Source organism: Roseibium sp. LAB1, assembly GCF_054658235.1.
On sequence record NZ_BAAGIB010000001.1, the window covers coordinates 1,174,383 to 1,190,213 of the forward strand.

The 15,831-nt window shown below is 61.0% G+C and carries 13 protein-coding genes; 6 read left to right on the forward strand and 7 right to left on the reverse strand.

The annotated features are described in order from the left end of the window. Both ACYQ54_RS05600 and ACYQ54_RS05605 read left to right on the forward strand, forming a co-directional pair. Nucleotides 1–765 (forward strand): SDR family oxidoreductase, encoded by a 765-nt coding sequence (locus tag ACYQ54_RS05600; RefSeq protein ID WP_460080106.1) that lies wholly within the window; start codon nucleotides 1–3, stop codon nucleotides 763–765. Then, nucleotides 762–2,189 (forward strand): carnitine 3-dehydrogenase, encoded by a 1,428-nt coding sequence (locus ACYQ54_RS05605; protein WP_460080107.1) that lies wholly within the window; start codon nucleotides 762–764, stop codon nucleotides 2,187–2,189. The genes ACYQ54_RS05600 and ACYQ54_RS05605 overlap by 4 nt, the downstream gene beginning before the upstream one ends. Nucleotides 2,190–2,232: 43 nt before the next feature. On the opposite strand, the gene ACYQ54_RS05610 is transcribed toward ACYQ54_RS05605, so the two are convergent. Continuing rightward, a complete protein-coding gene (locus ACYQ54_RS05610) occupies nucleotides 2,233–3,816 on the reverse strand; it encodes a hypothetical protein (RefSeq protein WP_460080109.1) in 1,584 nt (527 codons plus the stop codon). Nucleotides 3,817–4,159: 343 nt separating this feature from the next. Between ACYQ54_RS05610 and ACYQ54_RS05615 the strand changes: the two genes are divergently transcribed. Continuing rightward, on the forward strand, nucleotides 4,160–4,570 hold the full coding sequence (locus tag ACYQ54_RS05615) for a hypothetical protein (protein ID WP_460080111.1): 411 nt from the start codon (nucleotides 4,160–4,162) through the stop codon (nucleotides 4,568–4,570). Between the two features lie 122 nt (nucleotides 4,571–4,692). Beyond that, a complete protein-coding gene (locus ACYQ54_RS05620) occupies nucleotides 4,693–6,519 on the forward strand; it encodes a vWA domain-containing protein (protein WP_460080114.1) in 1,827 nt (608 codons plus the stop codon). Between the two features lie 384 nt (nucleotides 6,520–6,903). Here the strand turns inward: ACYQ54_RS05620 and ACYQ54_RS05625 are convergent, their stop codons facing one another. The 3 genes from ACYQ54_RS05625 to ACYQ54_RS05635 all read right to left on the reverse strand — a co-directional run bounded on the left by ACYQ54_RS05625 (nucleotide 6,904) and on the right by ACYQ54_RS05635 (nucleotide 9,167). Beyond that, nucleotides 6,904–7,572, reverse strand: coding sequence for a hypothetical protein (locus ACYQ54_RS05625; RefSeq protein WP_460080115.1), 669 nt, complete (start codon nucleotides 7,570–7,572; stop codon nucleotides 6,904–6,906). 182 nt (nucleotides 7,573–7,754) lie between these two features. Next, nucleotides 7,755–8,411, reverse strand: coding sequence for an SH3 domain-containing protein (locus ACYQ54_RS05630; RefSeq protein WP_460080116.1), 657 nt, complete (start codon nucleotides 8,409–8,411; stop codon nucleotides 7,755–7,757). A gap of 102 nt (nucleotides 8,412–8,513) precedes the next feature. Continuing rightward, nucleotides 8,514–9,167 (reverse strand): response regulator, encoded by a 654-nt coding sequence (locus ACYQ54_RS05635; RefSeq protein ID WP_460080118.1) that lies wholly within the window; start codon nucleotides 9,165–9,167, stop codon nucleotides 8,514–8,516. Between the two features lie 51 nt (nucleotides 9,168–9,218). Here ACYQ54_RS05635 and ACYQ54_RS05640 point away from each other — a divergent pair, with 51 nt between their 5' ends. After that, on the forward strand, nucleotides 9,219–11,246 hold the full coding sequence (locus ACYQ54_RS05640) for a sensor histidine kinase (RefSeq protein WP_460080120.1): 2,028 nt from the start codon (nucleotides 9,219–9,221) through the stop codon (nucleotides 11,244–11,246). 22 nt (nucleotides 11,247–11,268) lie between these two features. Here ACYQ54_RS05640 and ACYQ54_RS05645 read toward each other — a convergent pair whose 3' ends face one another. The 3 genes from ACYQ54_RS05645 to ACYQ54_RS05655 are packed head-to-tail and all read right to left on the reverse strand — an operon-like array spanning nucleotide 11,269 to nucleotide 14,724. Then, a complete protein-coding gene (locus ACYQ54_RS05645) occupies nucleotides 11,269–12,882 on the reverse strand; it encodes a 5-guanidino-2-oxopentanoate decarboxylase (protein WP_460080121.1) in 1,614 nt (537 codons plus the stop codon). Next, nucleotides 12,873–14,069: a pyridoxal phosphate-dependent aminotransferase gene (locus tag ACYQ54_RS05650; RefSeq protein WP_460080123.1), complete on the reverse strand. Its 1,197-nt coding sequence runs from the start codon at nucleotides 14,067–14,069 to the stop codon at nucleotides 12,873–12,875. Before ACYQ54_RS05650 ends, ACYQ54_RS05645 begins: the two co-directional genes overlap by 10 nt. Nucleotides 14,070–14,088: 19 nt before the next feature. Beyond that, nucleotides 14,089–14,724: a TetR family transcriptional regulator C-terminal domain-containing protein gene (locus ACYQ54_RS05655; protein ID WP_460080125.1), complete on the reverse strand. Its 636-nt coding sequence runs from the start codon at nucleotides 14,722–14,724 to the stop codon at nucleotides 14,089–14,091. Between the two features lie 300 nt (nucleotides 14,725–15,024). Between ACYQ54_RS05655 and ACYQ54_RS05660 the strand changes: the two genes are divergently transcribed. Beyond that, nucleotides 15,025–15,798, forward strand: a complete 774-nt coding sequence (locus tag ACYQ54_RS05660; RefSeq protein ID WP_460080127.1) for an ABC transporter ATP-binding protein — start codon at nucleotides 15,025–15,027, stop codon at nucleotides 15,796–15,798. The last annotated feature ends 33 nt before the right edge of the window (nucleotides 15,799–15,831 follow it).

Genomic DNA, 15,831 nt, shown 5'->3' on the forward strand with positions numbered 1-15,831 from the left:
ATGAGCCGCAGGGTCCTCGTCACGGCCGGTGCCTCGGGTATCGGCCGCGCCATCGCGGAACGGTTTTTGAGCGACGGGGATAGGGTGGCGATCTGCGACGCCGACCCGGCGGCGCTTGAGACTTTCTCGAAGACCCATCCGACTGCGATCGCGACCCTTGCCGATGTCACCTCGGAGGAGGATATGGAGCGGTTTCTGGCAGATCTGGAGCAGCGCTGGGGCGGTGTCGACGTGGTCTGCGCCAATGCCGGCACAGGTGGTCCCGCCGGCGCAATCGAGACGCTGGACTATGCTGAATGGCAACGCTGCGTCGCCACCAATCTTCACGGCGCCTTCCTGACCTGTCGCTGGGCTGCCAGAGTGTTGAAGGCGCAGGAGCACGGTCTGATCACTCTCACCTCCTCGACCGCCGGCCTTTACGGCTACCCTTTCCGCTCGCCCTATGCCTCGGCCAAATGGGCAATCGTCGGCCTCACCAAGACGCTCGCCATGGAACTCGGCCCCCACGGCATCCGTGTCAACGCGGTCTGCCCCGGTGCGGTGGAAGGGGAGCGAATGGATCGGGTCGTCGCAATGGAAGCCAAGGCGCGTGGCGAGACCGAAGAGGCCATTCGAGAAAGCTACGTCAAAGGTGTTTCGCTCAGGACATGGGTCACGGCCCAGGATGTCGCAAACACCATTCATTTTCTGGCGTCTGAAGCCGGCACCCGCATTTCAGGACAAATCCTGGCCATCGACGGCCACACGGAGACCTTAGCACCATGACAAGAAAAGCATCCATCATCGGCGGCGGCGTGATCGGCGGCGGCTGGGCCGCCCGTTTCCTGTTGAACGGTTGGGACGTTGCCGTCTTCGACACCGACCCGGAAGCCGAACGCAAGATCGGCGAAGTGATCGCCAATGCACGGCGCAGCCTGCCCGCGCTCTACGACAAGCGGCTGCCGGAAGAAGGCGCTCTTACCTTCACCGACGACCTGGCAGAGGCTGTCGCAGGCGCCGACTGGGTGCAGGAAAGCGTGCCGGAACGGCTGGAGCTGAAACACAAGGTGCTCGGCAGTCTGACGGAACTTGCCCCCACGACCGCGGTCATCGGCTCTTCGACATCCGGTTTCAAACCCTCGGAACTGACCAGCGAAGGCGCACGGGTGGTTGTCGCCCATCCGTTCAACCCGGTCTATCTTTTGCCTCTGGTGGAGCTGGTCGGCGACCCGGGCGAGACCGCACGCGCCGCGGACATCCTGCGCGACATCGGCATGTTCCCGCTGACGGTGCGCAAGGAAATCGACGCCCATATCGCTGACCGCTTTCTGGAAGCTGTCTGGCGCGAAGCGCTCTGGCTGGTCAAGGACGGCATCGCCACGACGGAAGAGATCGACGAGGCGATCCGCATGGGCTTCGGCCTGCGCTGGGCACAGATGGGCCTTTTCGAAACCTATCGCATCGCCGGTGGTGAAGCCGGCATGAAGCACTTCATGGCCCAGTTCGGCCCGTGCCTCTCCTGGCCCTGGACCAAACTGATGGACGTGCCGGAATTCACTGACGAACTGGTCGACCTGATCGCCGGTCAGTCCGATGACCAGTCCGGCCACCGCTCCATTCGCGAGTTGGAGCGCCTGCGCGACGACAATCTGGTCGGCATGATGCGGGCACTCAAGAAAAGTGGCAGCGGTGCGGGCGGTGTTCTCAACACCCACGAACGAGCCTTGGCCGCTCCGGCCGAAGTCGACCTGCCGATCACGGGCGATCGCCAGATCCCGCAAAGCTGGACCGACTACAACGGCCACATGAACGAGGCGCACTATCTGGAAGCAGGCGCGGCGGCGACCGACCGGTTCATGGAACTGATCGGTGCGGATGCCGACTACATCGCGACCGGCAAGAGCTACTTCACCGTTGAAAACCACCTGCGTTACCTGGACGAACTCCTCGCGGGCGAACGCCTGACGGTCACGACCCAGGTGCTTCAGGGAGAAGGCAAGAAGATGCAGCTCTTTCACTTCCTGAAAAACGCCGACGGCAAACTTGCCGCGACCATGGAAACGCTGCTGCTTCATGTCGATCTCAACACCCGCGCCAGCTCCTTGCCGGGTGACGAGGTTGCCGAAAAACTCAAGGCCTTTGCCGATGCGCACAAGGACCTGCCATTGCCGGAAGGTGCCGGCCGCTTCGTCGGGCAGAAGGCGGTCTGACAAGGTTCCGTCCGCGATCATCCGGACCGCGGACGGCCCGATTTTACTGCGCGGGCTGAACCATGAAACCGGCCACGACACCCTCGGCGTCGGAATAGACCCCGGGCCGCACGAACAGATCGCATCTTCCCGCCCCCGCAGACCAGTTGAAGCCGAGACAGGTGCGCTCCGCGCAAAGCGTCTCGCACTGACCGGCTGATCCGGCCTGCAGGCTCTCGTCCGGCTGACCGGGAAAGCCCTTGTTCTGCTTGGTGAATGTCTGGACCGGTACAGTCACGTTGGGTTTGAGAGACCCGGCAGCGGCGCGTTGCACATAGGTGTCGGCCTTGGAAAGCAGATACAGCAAGCCATTGCTGTAGCCGGACGATTTCTGAATGCAGATCCGGTTCCACCTGTCGTAGGTCACCGCGTCGCAACCGCTTCGGGCGGTACACGACGAGATGCAGTCTTCCGCGCCCATGTTGCGCAGCAAGCCGTCCGGCAGGTCTCCGCCATACAGATCATAGCCGCTCAGGCGCACAAAACCGCCCTCGCCTGACGAAACAGACGCCGATAGAGGCGCATTGCTGTCCTGTGCGGAGGCAGTTCTTCCTGCCGCTGTGACGAGCGTCTGCGAAGCCGGCAACAGATACCAGTAGGGGGCGGAAAATTCCTCTCCCGTCCCCTCGTCGAAATCGTCACCTACCGAATACAGCTCGAAATAGACGCTGAGCGGGCTGTAATCGGTATCCCAGAAGCGTTTCCAGTCGTCCGATATCCTGACCGAACATCCAAGTGCCGAGAATTTGCTCGCCGAGAAATAGTTGAAAACCTTGCCGACAAGGTCTTCCCCCTGCCTTGTCAGCACCACCTTCCGCTCGCCATCCGGATCGCCTGCCAGGATTTCCTCGTAGTATTGTGCGCTGGTCGTATACCCCGGCCTGCCATCCATCAGATTGGCGGCATAGGCATTGTCGCAGACATTGGCGATCTCCCGCTCCGTGATCGAGGCTGGCGGCGTCATTCCCGTGACCGTGATATTGGCCAGAACCGCATCGCCGACGCTCTCGATGTGGAACATGTTTTCAGGGCGAGTGCCAAGAATCCGCTGATAAAGGAAGTCCGTCATGGCCTGGACACCGTGCTCCTCGCTCAGCTTGATATCGAAAAAGGATTCGGCCGCCTTCAGCGCGATTGCAAAAGCGGTCTGAACTTCGCTCGCCGGATAACTGTTGTCGTTGGGAAGGTTCAGGCTGGGCGAATGGAACCCCAGCTTGCCACCCGGTCTCAATGAACGCATCTGAAAGCGGATTACCGCTGTCCCGATCCGCATGCTACCGCCGAGAAAAGCCAGGGAACAGGCGGATTCGCACCGTTCTCCCGAACGCACCATGGTTGCGATATCCTGCTGCCAGATCGTGTCGAACAGACGCTTTCCTTCCGCAAAACTGCCGCCGGGGCTATCGAGACACAGCGTGATGCCCTGCGAATTGATCGGCAGAACTTTCAGCTTTTCCGCGTCGCCCGAGACGATCTGCCCCCGCACATGATAATCGCAGCCTTCCGCGTTCGACGGAAACACATCGGCAGCCTGCGCCACCGTCGCGGCAAGACAGAACAGAATAAACACCAGGCATCTCGAGATCATGTGCACTCCTTTTCGAGGCAGTCCGTTTTACTTTTTATGACCGGCAGATCAGTCGTCCGGGGAAGACCGGACTGTCAGGACGTCCGGGTTGGCAGGTCAGCGAATGAATTGATCATGTCAAAATGGCTTCTTCAAACAGGCGATGAACCGACAATAGACCACAGCTCAAAGCGGGTCTTCAATCCACCAGTTCAGTGATCGCACGGCCTCAAGGCCGAAACCTCCGAAGCACGATTGGGGTATCGACCCCATACTGGCAGCCCGCCCGCTCTGGCACCTTTCTCTCATCGAAAGATCGATACCCCCTCCGAAAGGAGATCATTCAAGAGAAAGGAATTGACCAATGAAAGCCCTTGCCAAAACCGCCGCCGCCGCAACCGTTCTTGCCATTGCCGGCATTGCCTCCCTCGGTGCCGTCACACCGGCTGCCGCCATGTTCGACATCTGCAAGAAGGTCCACATCACGGTGAAGAACAACACCGGACAACCAATCCAGCTCTACGATCTGGACTACCGCGACCTAGGCTCCAACCGCTGGCGCTCTGAAAACATCGCCAACCGGGTCATCGCACACGGCGGCACCTATAGCGTCACCCGCAACCTGGAAGGCGTGAACAACGCCAGCACCTTTGTCCGGGTCCAGTTCCGCAAGCTGAAGTCGAACGGCCGCTGGAACCTGCTCAAGACCTGGTACGCGGACTCAAGCACATCGGTCTGCCGCAAGGGCAAAAGCTACCGCATCGTTTTCCGGTAACAGCCGGCCGACACAGCAGGAGCTGCACCTGACTGGTGCAGCTCCCGCATGACGCTCCAACCAACTCTCACTGCCCCTGACGCCCGGACATGCTTTTCCGGTCGATGAAAAGGATTTGTCTCATGTTTGGCAAACACATGCCCAGAACCGTGCTGATCAGCTCCGCCTCCCTGATGACGATCGCCTTTGCCGGCATCGCCTCGCAAACCGTCGATTGGCAGGAGCTCGGAAAAAAGCTCACAGACACGACAGAAGAAGCCGGCAGAATGTCCAACACCGGCAAGCCCGACGATGATGCGTCGGTTTCAACAGCCGAGGTCCCGAAACAGGAAGAGACCCACACCGTCGTCGCCGATATCGCGCGTCCGGTTGCAACTCCTCAGCCCGCTCCGGCCCCGGCGTTGCTTCAGAAACAAAGAGGTCGTTCGGATGGAGCGTCCGGCGGACTGATGACATTTTCCTCCGGCGCTGGTGGAGCTGTTCTGAACAGCGGTATTCAATCGGAACCACCGATGCTGCCTGCCGTCCAGCTTGAAGACAGGGAAAGGTTTGCCTCCGCCGAGGCCAATCCACTCAAACGCACGAGCGCTGAACCGGTGTCGACCTTCTCCGTCGATGTCGACACTGCCTCTTATTCCTATGTCCGCAGCACGCTCTCCGGTGGCCGACTGCCGAACCCGGATGCGGTGCGCGTGGAAGAGATGGTCAACTACTTCGATTACAATTACCCGGTACCGGAAACAGGCGGCCATCCCTTCTCCACCAATGTTTCCGTGGTCGACACCCCGTGGAACGAACACACCAAGCTGATGCAGGTCGGCATTCAGGGCTACAAGGTCCCGCTCGATGACCTTCCTCCGCAAAACCTGGTGTTCCTGATCGACACATCCGGGTCGATGGCCGACGCGAACAAGCTGCCGCTGCTGCAGCAGTCCTTCCGCCTGCTGCTGTCCTCGCTTCGCGACGAGGACGAAGTTGCGATCGTCACCTATGCGGGCAGTTCCGGTGTGCTTCTGGAACCGACTAAGGTCGCCGACAAAACCCGGATCCTGGAAAAGATCAACGCGCTGACTTCCAGTGGCTCCACAGCGGGCCATGAGGGCCTGAAGGGCGCCTACGCGCTGGCCGAAACCATGACCGGCGACGGCGAGCAGACCAGGATCATTCTGGCCACCGACGGCGACTTCAACGTCGGCCTGTCCGACCCGGACAGCCTGAAGCGGTATGTCGCCGAACAGCGGGAAAACGGCACGGCGCTTTCCGTGCTCGGCTTTGGTCGCGGCAACTACAATGATGAGCTGATGCAAACCCTTGCGCAAAACGGCCAGGGCGTTGCCGCCTACATCGACACGCTGTCTGAAGCCCGCAAGGTGCTGGTCGACCAGGTCGTCAGTTCCATCTCGATGATCGCCCAGGACGTCAAGATCCAGGTCGAGTTCAACCCGGAAACCGTCGCGGAATACCGTCTGATCGGCTACGAAACCCGGGCCCTCAAAACCGAGGATTTCAAGAACGACAAGGTCGATGCAGGCGACATCGGCGCGGGCCACAACGTCACTGCCCTTTACGAAATCACCCCTGTCGGTTCACCGGCGGAAAAGTTCTCGGACCTGCGCTACGGCCCCGAGGAGAAGATCGAACCCGTCCAGACATCATACTCGGGTGAACTCGCTTTCGTGAAGCTGCGCTACAAGCAGCCTGGAGACAAGGAAAGCACCTTGATCCAGACACCGGTCATGGAAGACACAAGCGGCATACCCATGTCGGAAACCCTCTTTGCCGCGTCAGTCGCCGCCTTCGGGCAAATGCTGAAAGGCACCGATTACCTGGGAGACTGGGATTTCAAGGCGATTGAAAAGCTCGCCAGTGAAAACAGGGGCGCGGATCCGTTCGGCTACAGATCCGAATTCCTGACTCTCGTCCGTCTAGCCGACGTCGCCGAGCGTTAAGCACCCCCACCGCACGCATCGAAACCGGCAGCCCCACCTGCCGGTTTCTGCTTGTGCCTCTCCCCAGGTTGGCCGTCGCTCCATTCGCCTCCCCCCAATGGTCATCCCGCCGTTGGTCATCCCCCTTTGGCCATCCAGGACGCAGCGCTGCGAAGATCCGGGGTCGGAGAGCCGAGGGCTGGCGAAATGGGCACCTAAAAAAGGAACCTGTCCCTCCCCGATCCCGGCTCGCGCTCCGCTTGGCCGGGATGACGATGGAGAAGTTCCCCGAATTGCATCCCCAACAAGCCATGCCAGCCCGGAAAGAACCTTGCTTCCAGGCGCTTTCGCGCGAGTAACAAACTCGAGAAAAACTGGAGAATGCCCGTTTGCGCTGCCGGCCGGCTACCGGTCTCTCAACCAGTCCAGTGACACTTGCGTCCCGTCTGCCTCGACCAGATCGAGACGGCTGGAGAGGATCAGCGACAGAGCGCCCAGGTCGTTGGTCTTCCAGAGATAGATCGTATGACGCGTCGGCTCGAACCGTGCACAGGCCGTCGCGCCGACGTCGGCAACATAGCGCGGCGGGCCGTCGCGCCGGATATCGAATCCCTTGGCACCGCTGGCATCCTCCGGATTGGTCAGACAGACCGTCACCAGCCGCGCGGCAATTGCATCATCTGCATCCGCGGCCTCTTCAAGTGGAGCTGGCTCCTGCACGCGGCCGCTCACGGGTTTCTCGATAGCCGAGCTCAAACCCTGTATTTCAGGGCCAGAGGTTTCCTGCTCTTGAGATTTGTGTTTCGGCGCAGCAGCCGGCGCAGCAGCCGGCGCAACCCGTTGCCGCTGGGGGGCAATCCGCCCGATAGCTGGGTCCAACTCCGGACTCAAGCGGTCTGTCGGCGAAAACGTGTCGGCAGAAGGTGCAGGAGCAGGTGCTGGCGGCAGGGCGACCTCGGCGGCAGCCTCTTCGCTGTCCATCAGCCGGCGCTCTGGCTCGCCCATTTCGGCAGGTTGTGCCGGTTCCGGAGCAGCCGCCGGCGCGGCCTCCAGTGCAATTGGCGGTGCGGGCACCTCGCCTTTCTGAAAACGGATTAGATCGTTGCTGCCGCTTTCCAGAAATGTCGGTTCCGGCAAGCCGCTGGCAAGAACCGCGACAGTGGCGCAAGACAGCAGCAAGCCCCCGAAGAGGAGGCTTCTGGCAGGTCTGCACTTTTGATGGCGGCTGTCGGGCATGAGGCTCGTCGATATGTCCTTCAATTGGCGGGCTCAAGATAGCGGGTATTCACCCATCCGGAAATCGAGCCCGAACGGATTTCGCACCAGCTTCCTTCACAGCCATTGGAAAGTTCCACATTACAGGTTCCGGCCGCAAGGGCCCCGGTAACGGGGTGCCGCGTTCCGGGCCCCTGCCTTACATTCAAGACATCATCTTGCGCAATGGAAACGCACATAAGCTGATTGTCGAGTGCCCCGCCGGAAGACAGGAACATGGCGGGAGGCGCTGCGGATGCGGTACATATCCCTCCGACGTTTTCACCGCGCGCGCAAAGCGGTCTGACCTTCATCTCCAGGAGTTCCCATTCGCCCGACACCCTGCGTATCACCGTGCCCCGGTAATGTTCGCCGGCCAGACTGTCATCAAGATACCCAGTCATGACGATGTCGACACTGTATCCGCTATCGGCCTTGCGCACCTTCAGGTCGAGGGCTGCATTGCCTTCCTCGCTCTCCGGATGGCCTTGCAGGAACGGCATCAGCACATCCATGAAATCGACGGCGACCGCGGTTCCCGGGGCAACGCGGATTTCGCGAAACCCGTCGTCCTGCGCCTGCGCGACACCGGCCACGAGCAGGCCAAGGACGGGTATCGCGGCAAGTGAAACGGCGGAAAATCTGAAAGGGCGACGCATGGCAAGATCCTTTTCTGGGTCACTTGCAGCAGTAATGCATGCCCACGGACCGCCAGCCATGGGGCCAATCCCCCATTCCGGCCAGAGCAAACAGCGTCCCGGTCAAAGTTCCCGTGATGGATCGATCATGCCTTCCTTCAGTGCCTTGGCCATCAACTGCGGCACCGAATGCACGTTCAGCTTCTGCATCAGGCTGGTGCGGTGCTTGTCGACGGTCTTGATGCTGATCCCCAGCCCCTCGGCAATTTCCCTGTTGGACCGACCGCCGAGGATCAGATTCAGTGTTTGCCGTTCCCTGTCGGTCAGCATCGGTGGCGTGGGCGTTGCCTCAAGGAGTTTCAGAAACACGTCAGAAATGTGCCGCTGACCACGCAGGATACCCGGCAGTCTCTGGTAGAACTCGGCATTGTCGGAGGCTTTCGAAAACAGCCCGTCGACACCCGTCTCGATAAGATCGGAAATCAGCCCGACTGCGGAAATGCCGGTCAGCACGACAACCCTGGTTTCCTTCGACCAGCGCCTTGCCTCGATCAGCACTTCCACACCGCCCGCCATAGGCATCGAAACGTCCAGCAACAGAAGGTCGGGCCGGTGTTTGCGCACCTCGGCAATCGCGCTGAGACCGTCGCCGGCTTCCGCCAGCACATTGATCCCCTCCGGTTCGATCAGGCCCGGTTTTTCCAGCGCGTCGCGCAAACCGGAGCGAACGATTGCGTGATCGTCTGCAATGATGGCACTATATCTTTGATCTTTCACGGCTCTCGATCCAGCAGCTGCAGTCCTTCTATCTGACATGCCTTTGGGGAAATGACCAGAATTCTGCACCTGTGGGTCCTTCTGTTTTTCAGTCTTCTCCTGTCCGGTGTCGCCCGGGCCGAAACCGTGCGCCTCGAGCCCGGCCAGGGGATCGGAGACCTGAAGCCGCATCTTGTCTATGAAAGCGACCCGTCAGCCTCGCTTGCCGAAATCCTGCAACGGTTCCGCTCCGGTGCGTTCGCCCCCACTCTCAAGGCTTCCTTGCTGGAAACCAACTATGCTCCCGAGGCCTGGGCCGCGGTCGAGATCTTCAATGCAACCCTGAACGATGGCCGCGCGCCGGATCCCTTTGTCCTCACCGTCGAACTGCCGCTGATCAGCGAGCTGGACGCCTACGTCGTCCGGGAAAGCGGCTTCACCGAAAACCTGATCAACTATTCGATTTTCGAACCCTTCGCCCCCGAAGACCATTCGGTCACGCGGCTGCGCACACCTGTGTTCCAGATCTCTCCGCAGGAGCGGATCACCCTGCTGGTCAATTTCAAGTTCGGGCCGTTCCAGTCCTTCAAGATGGCGCTGGAAACACCTGTCGAACTGGAAGCCTCTGCCTTCGCGTCCGGTATCACCCACACCGCGTTCTACGCCTTCACCATATCCTGCCTGCTTTTCTTCTTCGGCTTTCACCTGGCCATGAAAAACTGGATCGGCATGCTGTATGCCCTTCAGTTTGGCCTCGGCCTCGCATTCATCGGCTATATCGACGGCTTGTGGTTCCGGTTCTTCTTCCCGGACAATCCCGAACTGCAGTCGCCAATCGGTTTCTTTCTGCTGTTTTCCCTGTCGGGCCTTGGCTTCGTCATTTCGGGGCGTTCGGTCGTCCTGGATCGGCGGGAAACCGGACTTTCCATTGGTCTGACGGCCTTGTCGGCCCTCTCCGTTGCGGGCTTCGTGCTCTCCTTCTTTTCACCTGGAACCTATGTCGCCGTATTTGGATATGTGCTTCTGGCATTGATGTTCATCGCCGTGTTCCTCGCGGGCAGAAGCTGGCGGCGACACGAGGGCGCGGCGCATCTCAGCGGCGAACTGATATCGGTCGTCGGAACGTTGCTGGTCATCGGTGTAATTGCCTTGATGGTGGTTGGGCTGGAGGCGGAAATTCTGCCTGTCGCAACCACGGTCAAAGGCATTTTCTCCTGCCTTCTGGTCGCCACCATGACCGGGCTTACCGCGCATATCGTCGCCCTGCGGCACAAGCACGCCAATGCAGTGCAGGCCGAATTTGCAGCGCTTGAGGCTGAAGCCAAACGCAGCCGGGAGCTTCTCTTGGCCGAGCGCAATTACACTCGCGCCCGCGACCTTGCCAGCTTGCGCCAGCGCCAGCTCGCCACCGCCTCCCACGATCTGAAACAGCCGATCACGTCGCTGCGGCTGAGTTTCGACCACCTTGCCGACCACATGGAGCCACCCGTTCGCCAGCGCCTTGTCGAGGCTTTTGACTATATGGAGGCACTGTCGAATTCCTACCTGAAGGAAACGACACCACGGAGCGATGACACAGAGACTGCAGAAGATTCCGATCAGGCAAGGGAAGAGGACAATGATCAGGACAGCATCGCCGCTGCCCGCCCGGAACCGGCGGAAACCGAGAGCTACGAACTCTCCCTCGTGCTCGACACCGTCCAGCAGATGTTCAGCGAGGAGGCGATTTCAAAGGGCCTGAAGCTGCGGCGGGTAACATCGACGCGCAAAACCGACGTGCCACCCATCGTCCTGATGCGCATCGCCAGCAATCTCGTTTCCAACGCGGTCAAATACACCGAAAAAGGCAAGGTCCTGATCGGTATTCGCAATCGCGGCCAGACCCTGGAGCTCTGTGTGCTCGACACAGGCCCGGGCCTGACTGCGGCCGAGCAGGAAACCTTGGCGAAGGCCTACGAAAAAGGCAGCAATTCCCGGGGCCATGGCCTCGGCCTTTCGGTCTGTCACGACCTTGCGCGCGAACATCGCCTTGCATTCACCTGCCATTCCGTAAAAGGCAGGGGAACGCAATTCAGGCTGACAATCCCGGTCTCGAACTGAGCGAGACCTGCGGCACACCAACTCAGGCGGTCGCGCCACGGGTGTTCGTCTCGTGGATTTCGATCAGGCTCGGCCCGGGCAGATCCGAAAAACCTTTCAGCGCTGCGCCAAGATCTGCGACATCCTCCAGCCTGACGGACGGCAATCCGTAGGCGTCGGCGATCTTGCCAAAGTCAGGCGCCGAAGGCGTCACGCCCTCCGGCTCAATGCCGCAGTCCACCATGTAGGACCGGATCTCGCCATAACCGTCGTTGTTCCAGACGAGGAATATGACGCTGGCACCACAATCCCTGGCCGAACCGATTTCGGCCAGCGAAAACTGAAGCCCGCCATCGCCCACCAGGCAGATGACCGGCGTTCCGGGTTCACCGATGCTGGCGCCGATCGCGGCCGGAGGGCCATATCCAAGCGCTCCGAAACCCGTTGCCGCGTTGAACCAGCCGTGCGGCCGGCCCGCCTCGAAGGACAGGTTGCCGGAATAGATAGCCTGGGTGGAATCGCCGACGATGATGCAGCCGGGCAGCGTCTCGCGGATCGTCTCCAGAACGCCGATTTCCGCCTGCATCTTGGGGCTCAACCAGGTCGCGACCGCCTCGCGGCAGATCTTGGCCCGCTCGGCACCGTCCGCATCTGTCCTGTGGCCTTCAAGCAGTGGCAGAAGATCGTCCAGAAGCTGGTCGACACTGGAAAGCACCGGCAGCACAGCCTCCGGACCGCGGGCGAGCTGATCCGCATCGATGTCGACCCGCACAAGGTCGGCAAGCTCCGGAAAGCCGCCGTCGGCATACATGTCGTAATCGGTCTGTCCCATTTGCGTACCAAGGGCGATCACCAGATCGGAAGCTGCAAGCAGGTCTCGCACGGCTGCTAGGCTCGGGCTGGCCGGAACGGACAGCGGATGGCCGGCAAACATGCCCCGCGCATTGACTGTCGTGACCAGCGGCGCATCAATCAGTTCCGCCAGCAGCCGGATCCTGTCCGCAGCAGCAACCGATCCGCCACCGCACAGGATCGCCGGGCAGCGGGCCTGGCGGCATTTTTCAGCCAGTTCGAGCACCTGCGCCTTCGCGGCACGTGGACCGCAGGCCTTCGATGGGCGAAGGTCGCCAATCGAGATCTTCTCGACCATGACATCGGTCGGGATCTCGATATGGACGGGGCCAGGACGCCGCGATTGCAGGATCGCGAAAGCGCGGTCCATGACGGCCGGCAGATCTTCGGGTTCCAGCAGTGTGTGTGTCATCAGGGCGAGCGGTGCCATCATCGCCCGCTGGTCCGGCAACTCGTGCAGCTTGCCCCGGCCGTGGCCCAGGCTTGCGCGCGCATTGACGCCCGAGATCACCAGCATCGGCACGGAATCCTGATAGGCCTGCGCCATGGCGGTAATCGTATTGGTCAGACCCGGCCCGGTGATCACCAGAGCAACTCCGGGCTTTCCGGTCACCCGGGCATATCCGTCCGCCATGAAGCCTGCGCCCTGTTCGTGGCGCGGGGTGATGTGGCGAATGTCGGATGCCGCAAGCCCCCGATAAAGCTCCACCGTATGCACACCCGGAATACCGAAGACTGCCTCGACGCCATTGGCTTCAAGAATATCGATCAGTGCCTCACCGACGGTTTTGGTCACTACGCCCATTTTCGGTTTCCCTCACCTTCGCCGAGACCGTCCGCAAAGGCCGCGATCCGATCCGTTGCCTGCGAAAGCGTTTCATCGGCGACCGTCAACGACAACCGGATGAAGTTCGTGGCCTGATCGCCGAAAGAGGCCCCCGGCATCACCGCAACCTGCTTCTCCTCCAGCAATCTTTCAGCAAAGGCGGCGCCGTCCAGTCCCGTTGCGCTGACATCCACCAGCAGGAACATGCCGGCTTCTGGCATCATGGGTTTCAGCGCTCCATGGCCGGACAGATGCTCGATGATGAGATTTGCTCGCCGCAGGTAACTTTCCCGCATGCGCTCTGCGGTATCGAAATCTCCGGCAATGGCCATGGCGGTCATGTCCGCAATGAACGGCTGCCCCCCGAACAGCATGGTTTCGGAAACCGCCAGCAACCGCGTGCAGAATTCTTCCGGCCCGATGGCCCAGCCGGAGCGGAACCCTGGGGCCGCGTGAGACTTGGAGATTGAAGAAACAACGATGGTCCGGTCCGCCAGCGCGGGCTGGTCGAAGGGGGACGCAAACGTCCCTTCGAAGATCAGTTTTTCATAAACTTCATCGCAGACGATCCACAGATCGTGGCGGATGCAGACCTCGCCGATGGCGGCAATTTCGTCTGCTGTCAGCGTTGCCCCGGTCGGATTGTGCGGAGTGTTGAGCAGAAGCACCCGGCTGTCTGGAGTGATCGCCTTTTCAAGGTCTTCCGCCTGAAGGTGGAACCCCTTTTCCGGGCGAAGCGGCACCGGAACCATGCGGGCGCCGGTCGCCGCGATTACGCCTTCATAGGTGGCATAAAGCGGATCGCCGGCCAGGACGGCATCGCCTGTCTCGACGAGGCCCAGCATGACGGCGAACAGGGCCGTTTGCGTTCCGGGGAAACACAGGACGTTGTGTTCGCTGACATCAGGTCGCCGCTGGCGGTATTTTTCCGTCAACGCCGCGACAATGCCCGGCTCGCCGCGGCCGTTGGAGTAGCGGATGCGGCCGGCCCTCATGGCTCGGGTCGCTTCCGCAAACAGGGCTTCGTCGGGCAGGATGTCCGGTTCGCCAATCGTCAGCTCGATAACGGGAATGCCCTCCGCCGCCATTTCGCGCGCCTTGATGTGGACGGTCCATTTTCCCGAGCCCAGATGGGCAAGGCGGTCGGTGATCGACGCATAACGCATAGTCGGTCTCTCAGATTGATTAGGGTTTGGCGGCAAGGCTGATTCCACCGAGAAGAGCCTCGACGGAACGGATGGCAACGCCTGGCAAGGGCGTTTCGGAAAAGAGGTGGCCCACCAGCGTGCCTTCGATCCACAGACCGTCGATCACGCCGTTGATCGCAATCGCCAGTTCCCGGCATCGCTTCTCATCCGGCGCTTCTCCGGCTTCGGCCAACACGTCCGCAACAAGGGCCTCCAGGGCGGAGCGGAAGGCGAGATAGCTTTCAAGGTGGATTTCGGCAAAGGCCGGCTCGACGCGAACGTGGCTGATGAAGGCAGCCCAGAGCGACAGCGTCCGTCCATCGGCAACCGGCGGCGTCAGGTTGGCGACGATGAAGTCGTGCAACCTTGCCCTGGGGCTCGGCTGATCGCCATCGGCAGCCGCCACCACAGCGGAGGTCATGCCGGTCATGACCTGTCGATAGGCATCCTGCAGCATCTGGTCCTTGCTGGAGAAATAGTGACGGATCAGCCCCGGCGTGACCCCGGCGCGCGCCGCAATTTCGCGCACGGTTGCGCCGCGCAGTCCGAACTCCGAAATACAGTCCAGCGTCGCCCGGATGAGATCCTGACGCCGCTCTGCCTCACTGGCACGATGGAACGGACGACGACTCATGACCGGCTCCAAAGGGCCGGTTTCTCTTGCGCCACAAGGCTCGCAGGCAAGGTCCGGCACCGCGCTCCCGCCGTCACTTTCGCCTCCCGCGCCATCCTTGTGTCCTCCGCCTGGATCTCCGGTCGCATGACGCACCGGCATCGATTTTTTCGTTATTATACGGTTGAATAATTACGAGACAAGTGCAAAGCTGACAATACCTACCGGGCGGAGAGCTGACGCCGCACCGGTTGAAAAAGACGATGTCAGCGGGGAACAGAAACAACAGTGCACCGGCTCTGGCCGGGCAATGGCGGTAGGATGGAAGCAGCGGCGCCAGCCATCGAGGTACGCGACCTCTTTAAACGTTTCGGAGCTCTTGAAGTGCTCAAAGGTGTTTCGCTCACGGCCCGGCAGGGCGACGTGACTGCGATCATCGGCGGCTCGGGTTCCGGCAAATCCACCTTCCTGCGATGCATCAACATGCTTGAGATGCCAAGCGCCGGATCGGTCACCATTCATGGCGAGACCATCGACCTCAAAAACGACGGCCATCACGGCCTGCGTCCTGCCAACCGCAAGCAGATCGAGCGCATCCGCAGCCAGCTTGCCATGGTTTTCCAGAGCTTCAATCTGTGGCAGCACATGACCGTGCTCCAGAACGTGATCGAAGTGCCGATCCATGTGCTCGGCATGAAACGCGACGAAGCCGTCGACATTGCCGAAACACTGCTGCGCCGTGTCGGGCTGCACGAAAAACAGGACGCCTATCCGGCGTTTCTGTCCGGTGGTCAGCAGCAGCGCGCCGCCATAGCGCGCGCACTCGCTGTCCAGCCGCTTGCCATGCTGTTCGACGAACCGACGTCAGCCCTCGATCCGGAGCTGGTCGGCGAAGTGCTCAGCGTCATCGGCGATCTGGCACGCGAGCGGCGGACCATGATCCTGGTCACCCACGAAATGAAATTCGCGCGCGAAGTCGCCAGTCACGTCATCTTTCTGCACAACGGCATCATTGAGGAACAGGGTCCGCCGGACCAGGTGTTCGGCGACCCGAAATCGGAGCGGCTGAAGAAATTCATCAGCTCGATCAACTAGACCGTCCCGCAAAGGTTTCGCGGGGAGGTCCGG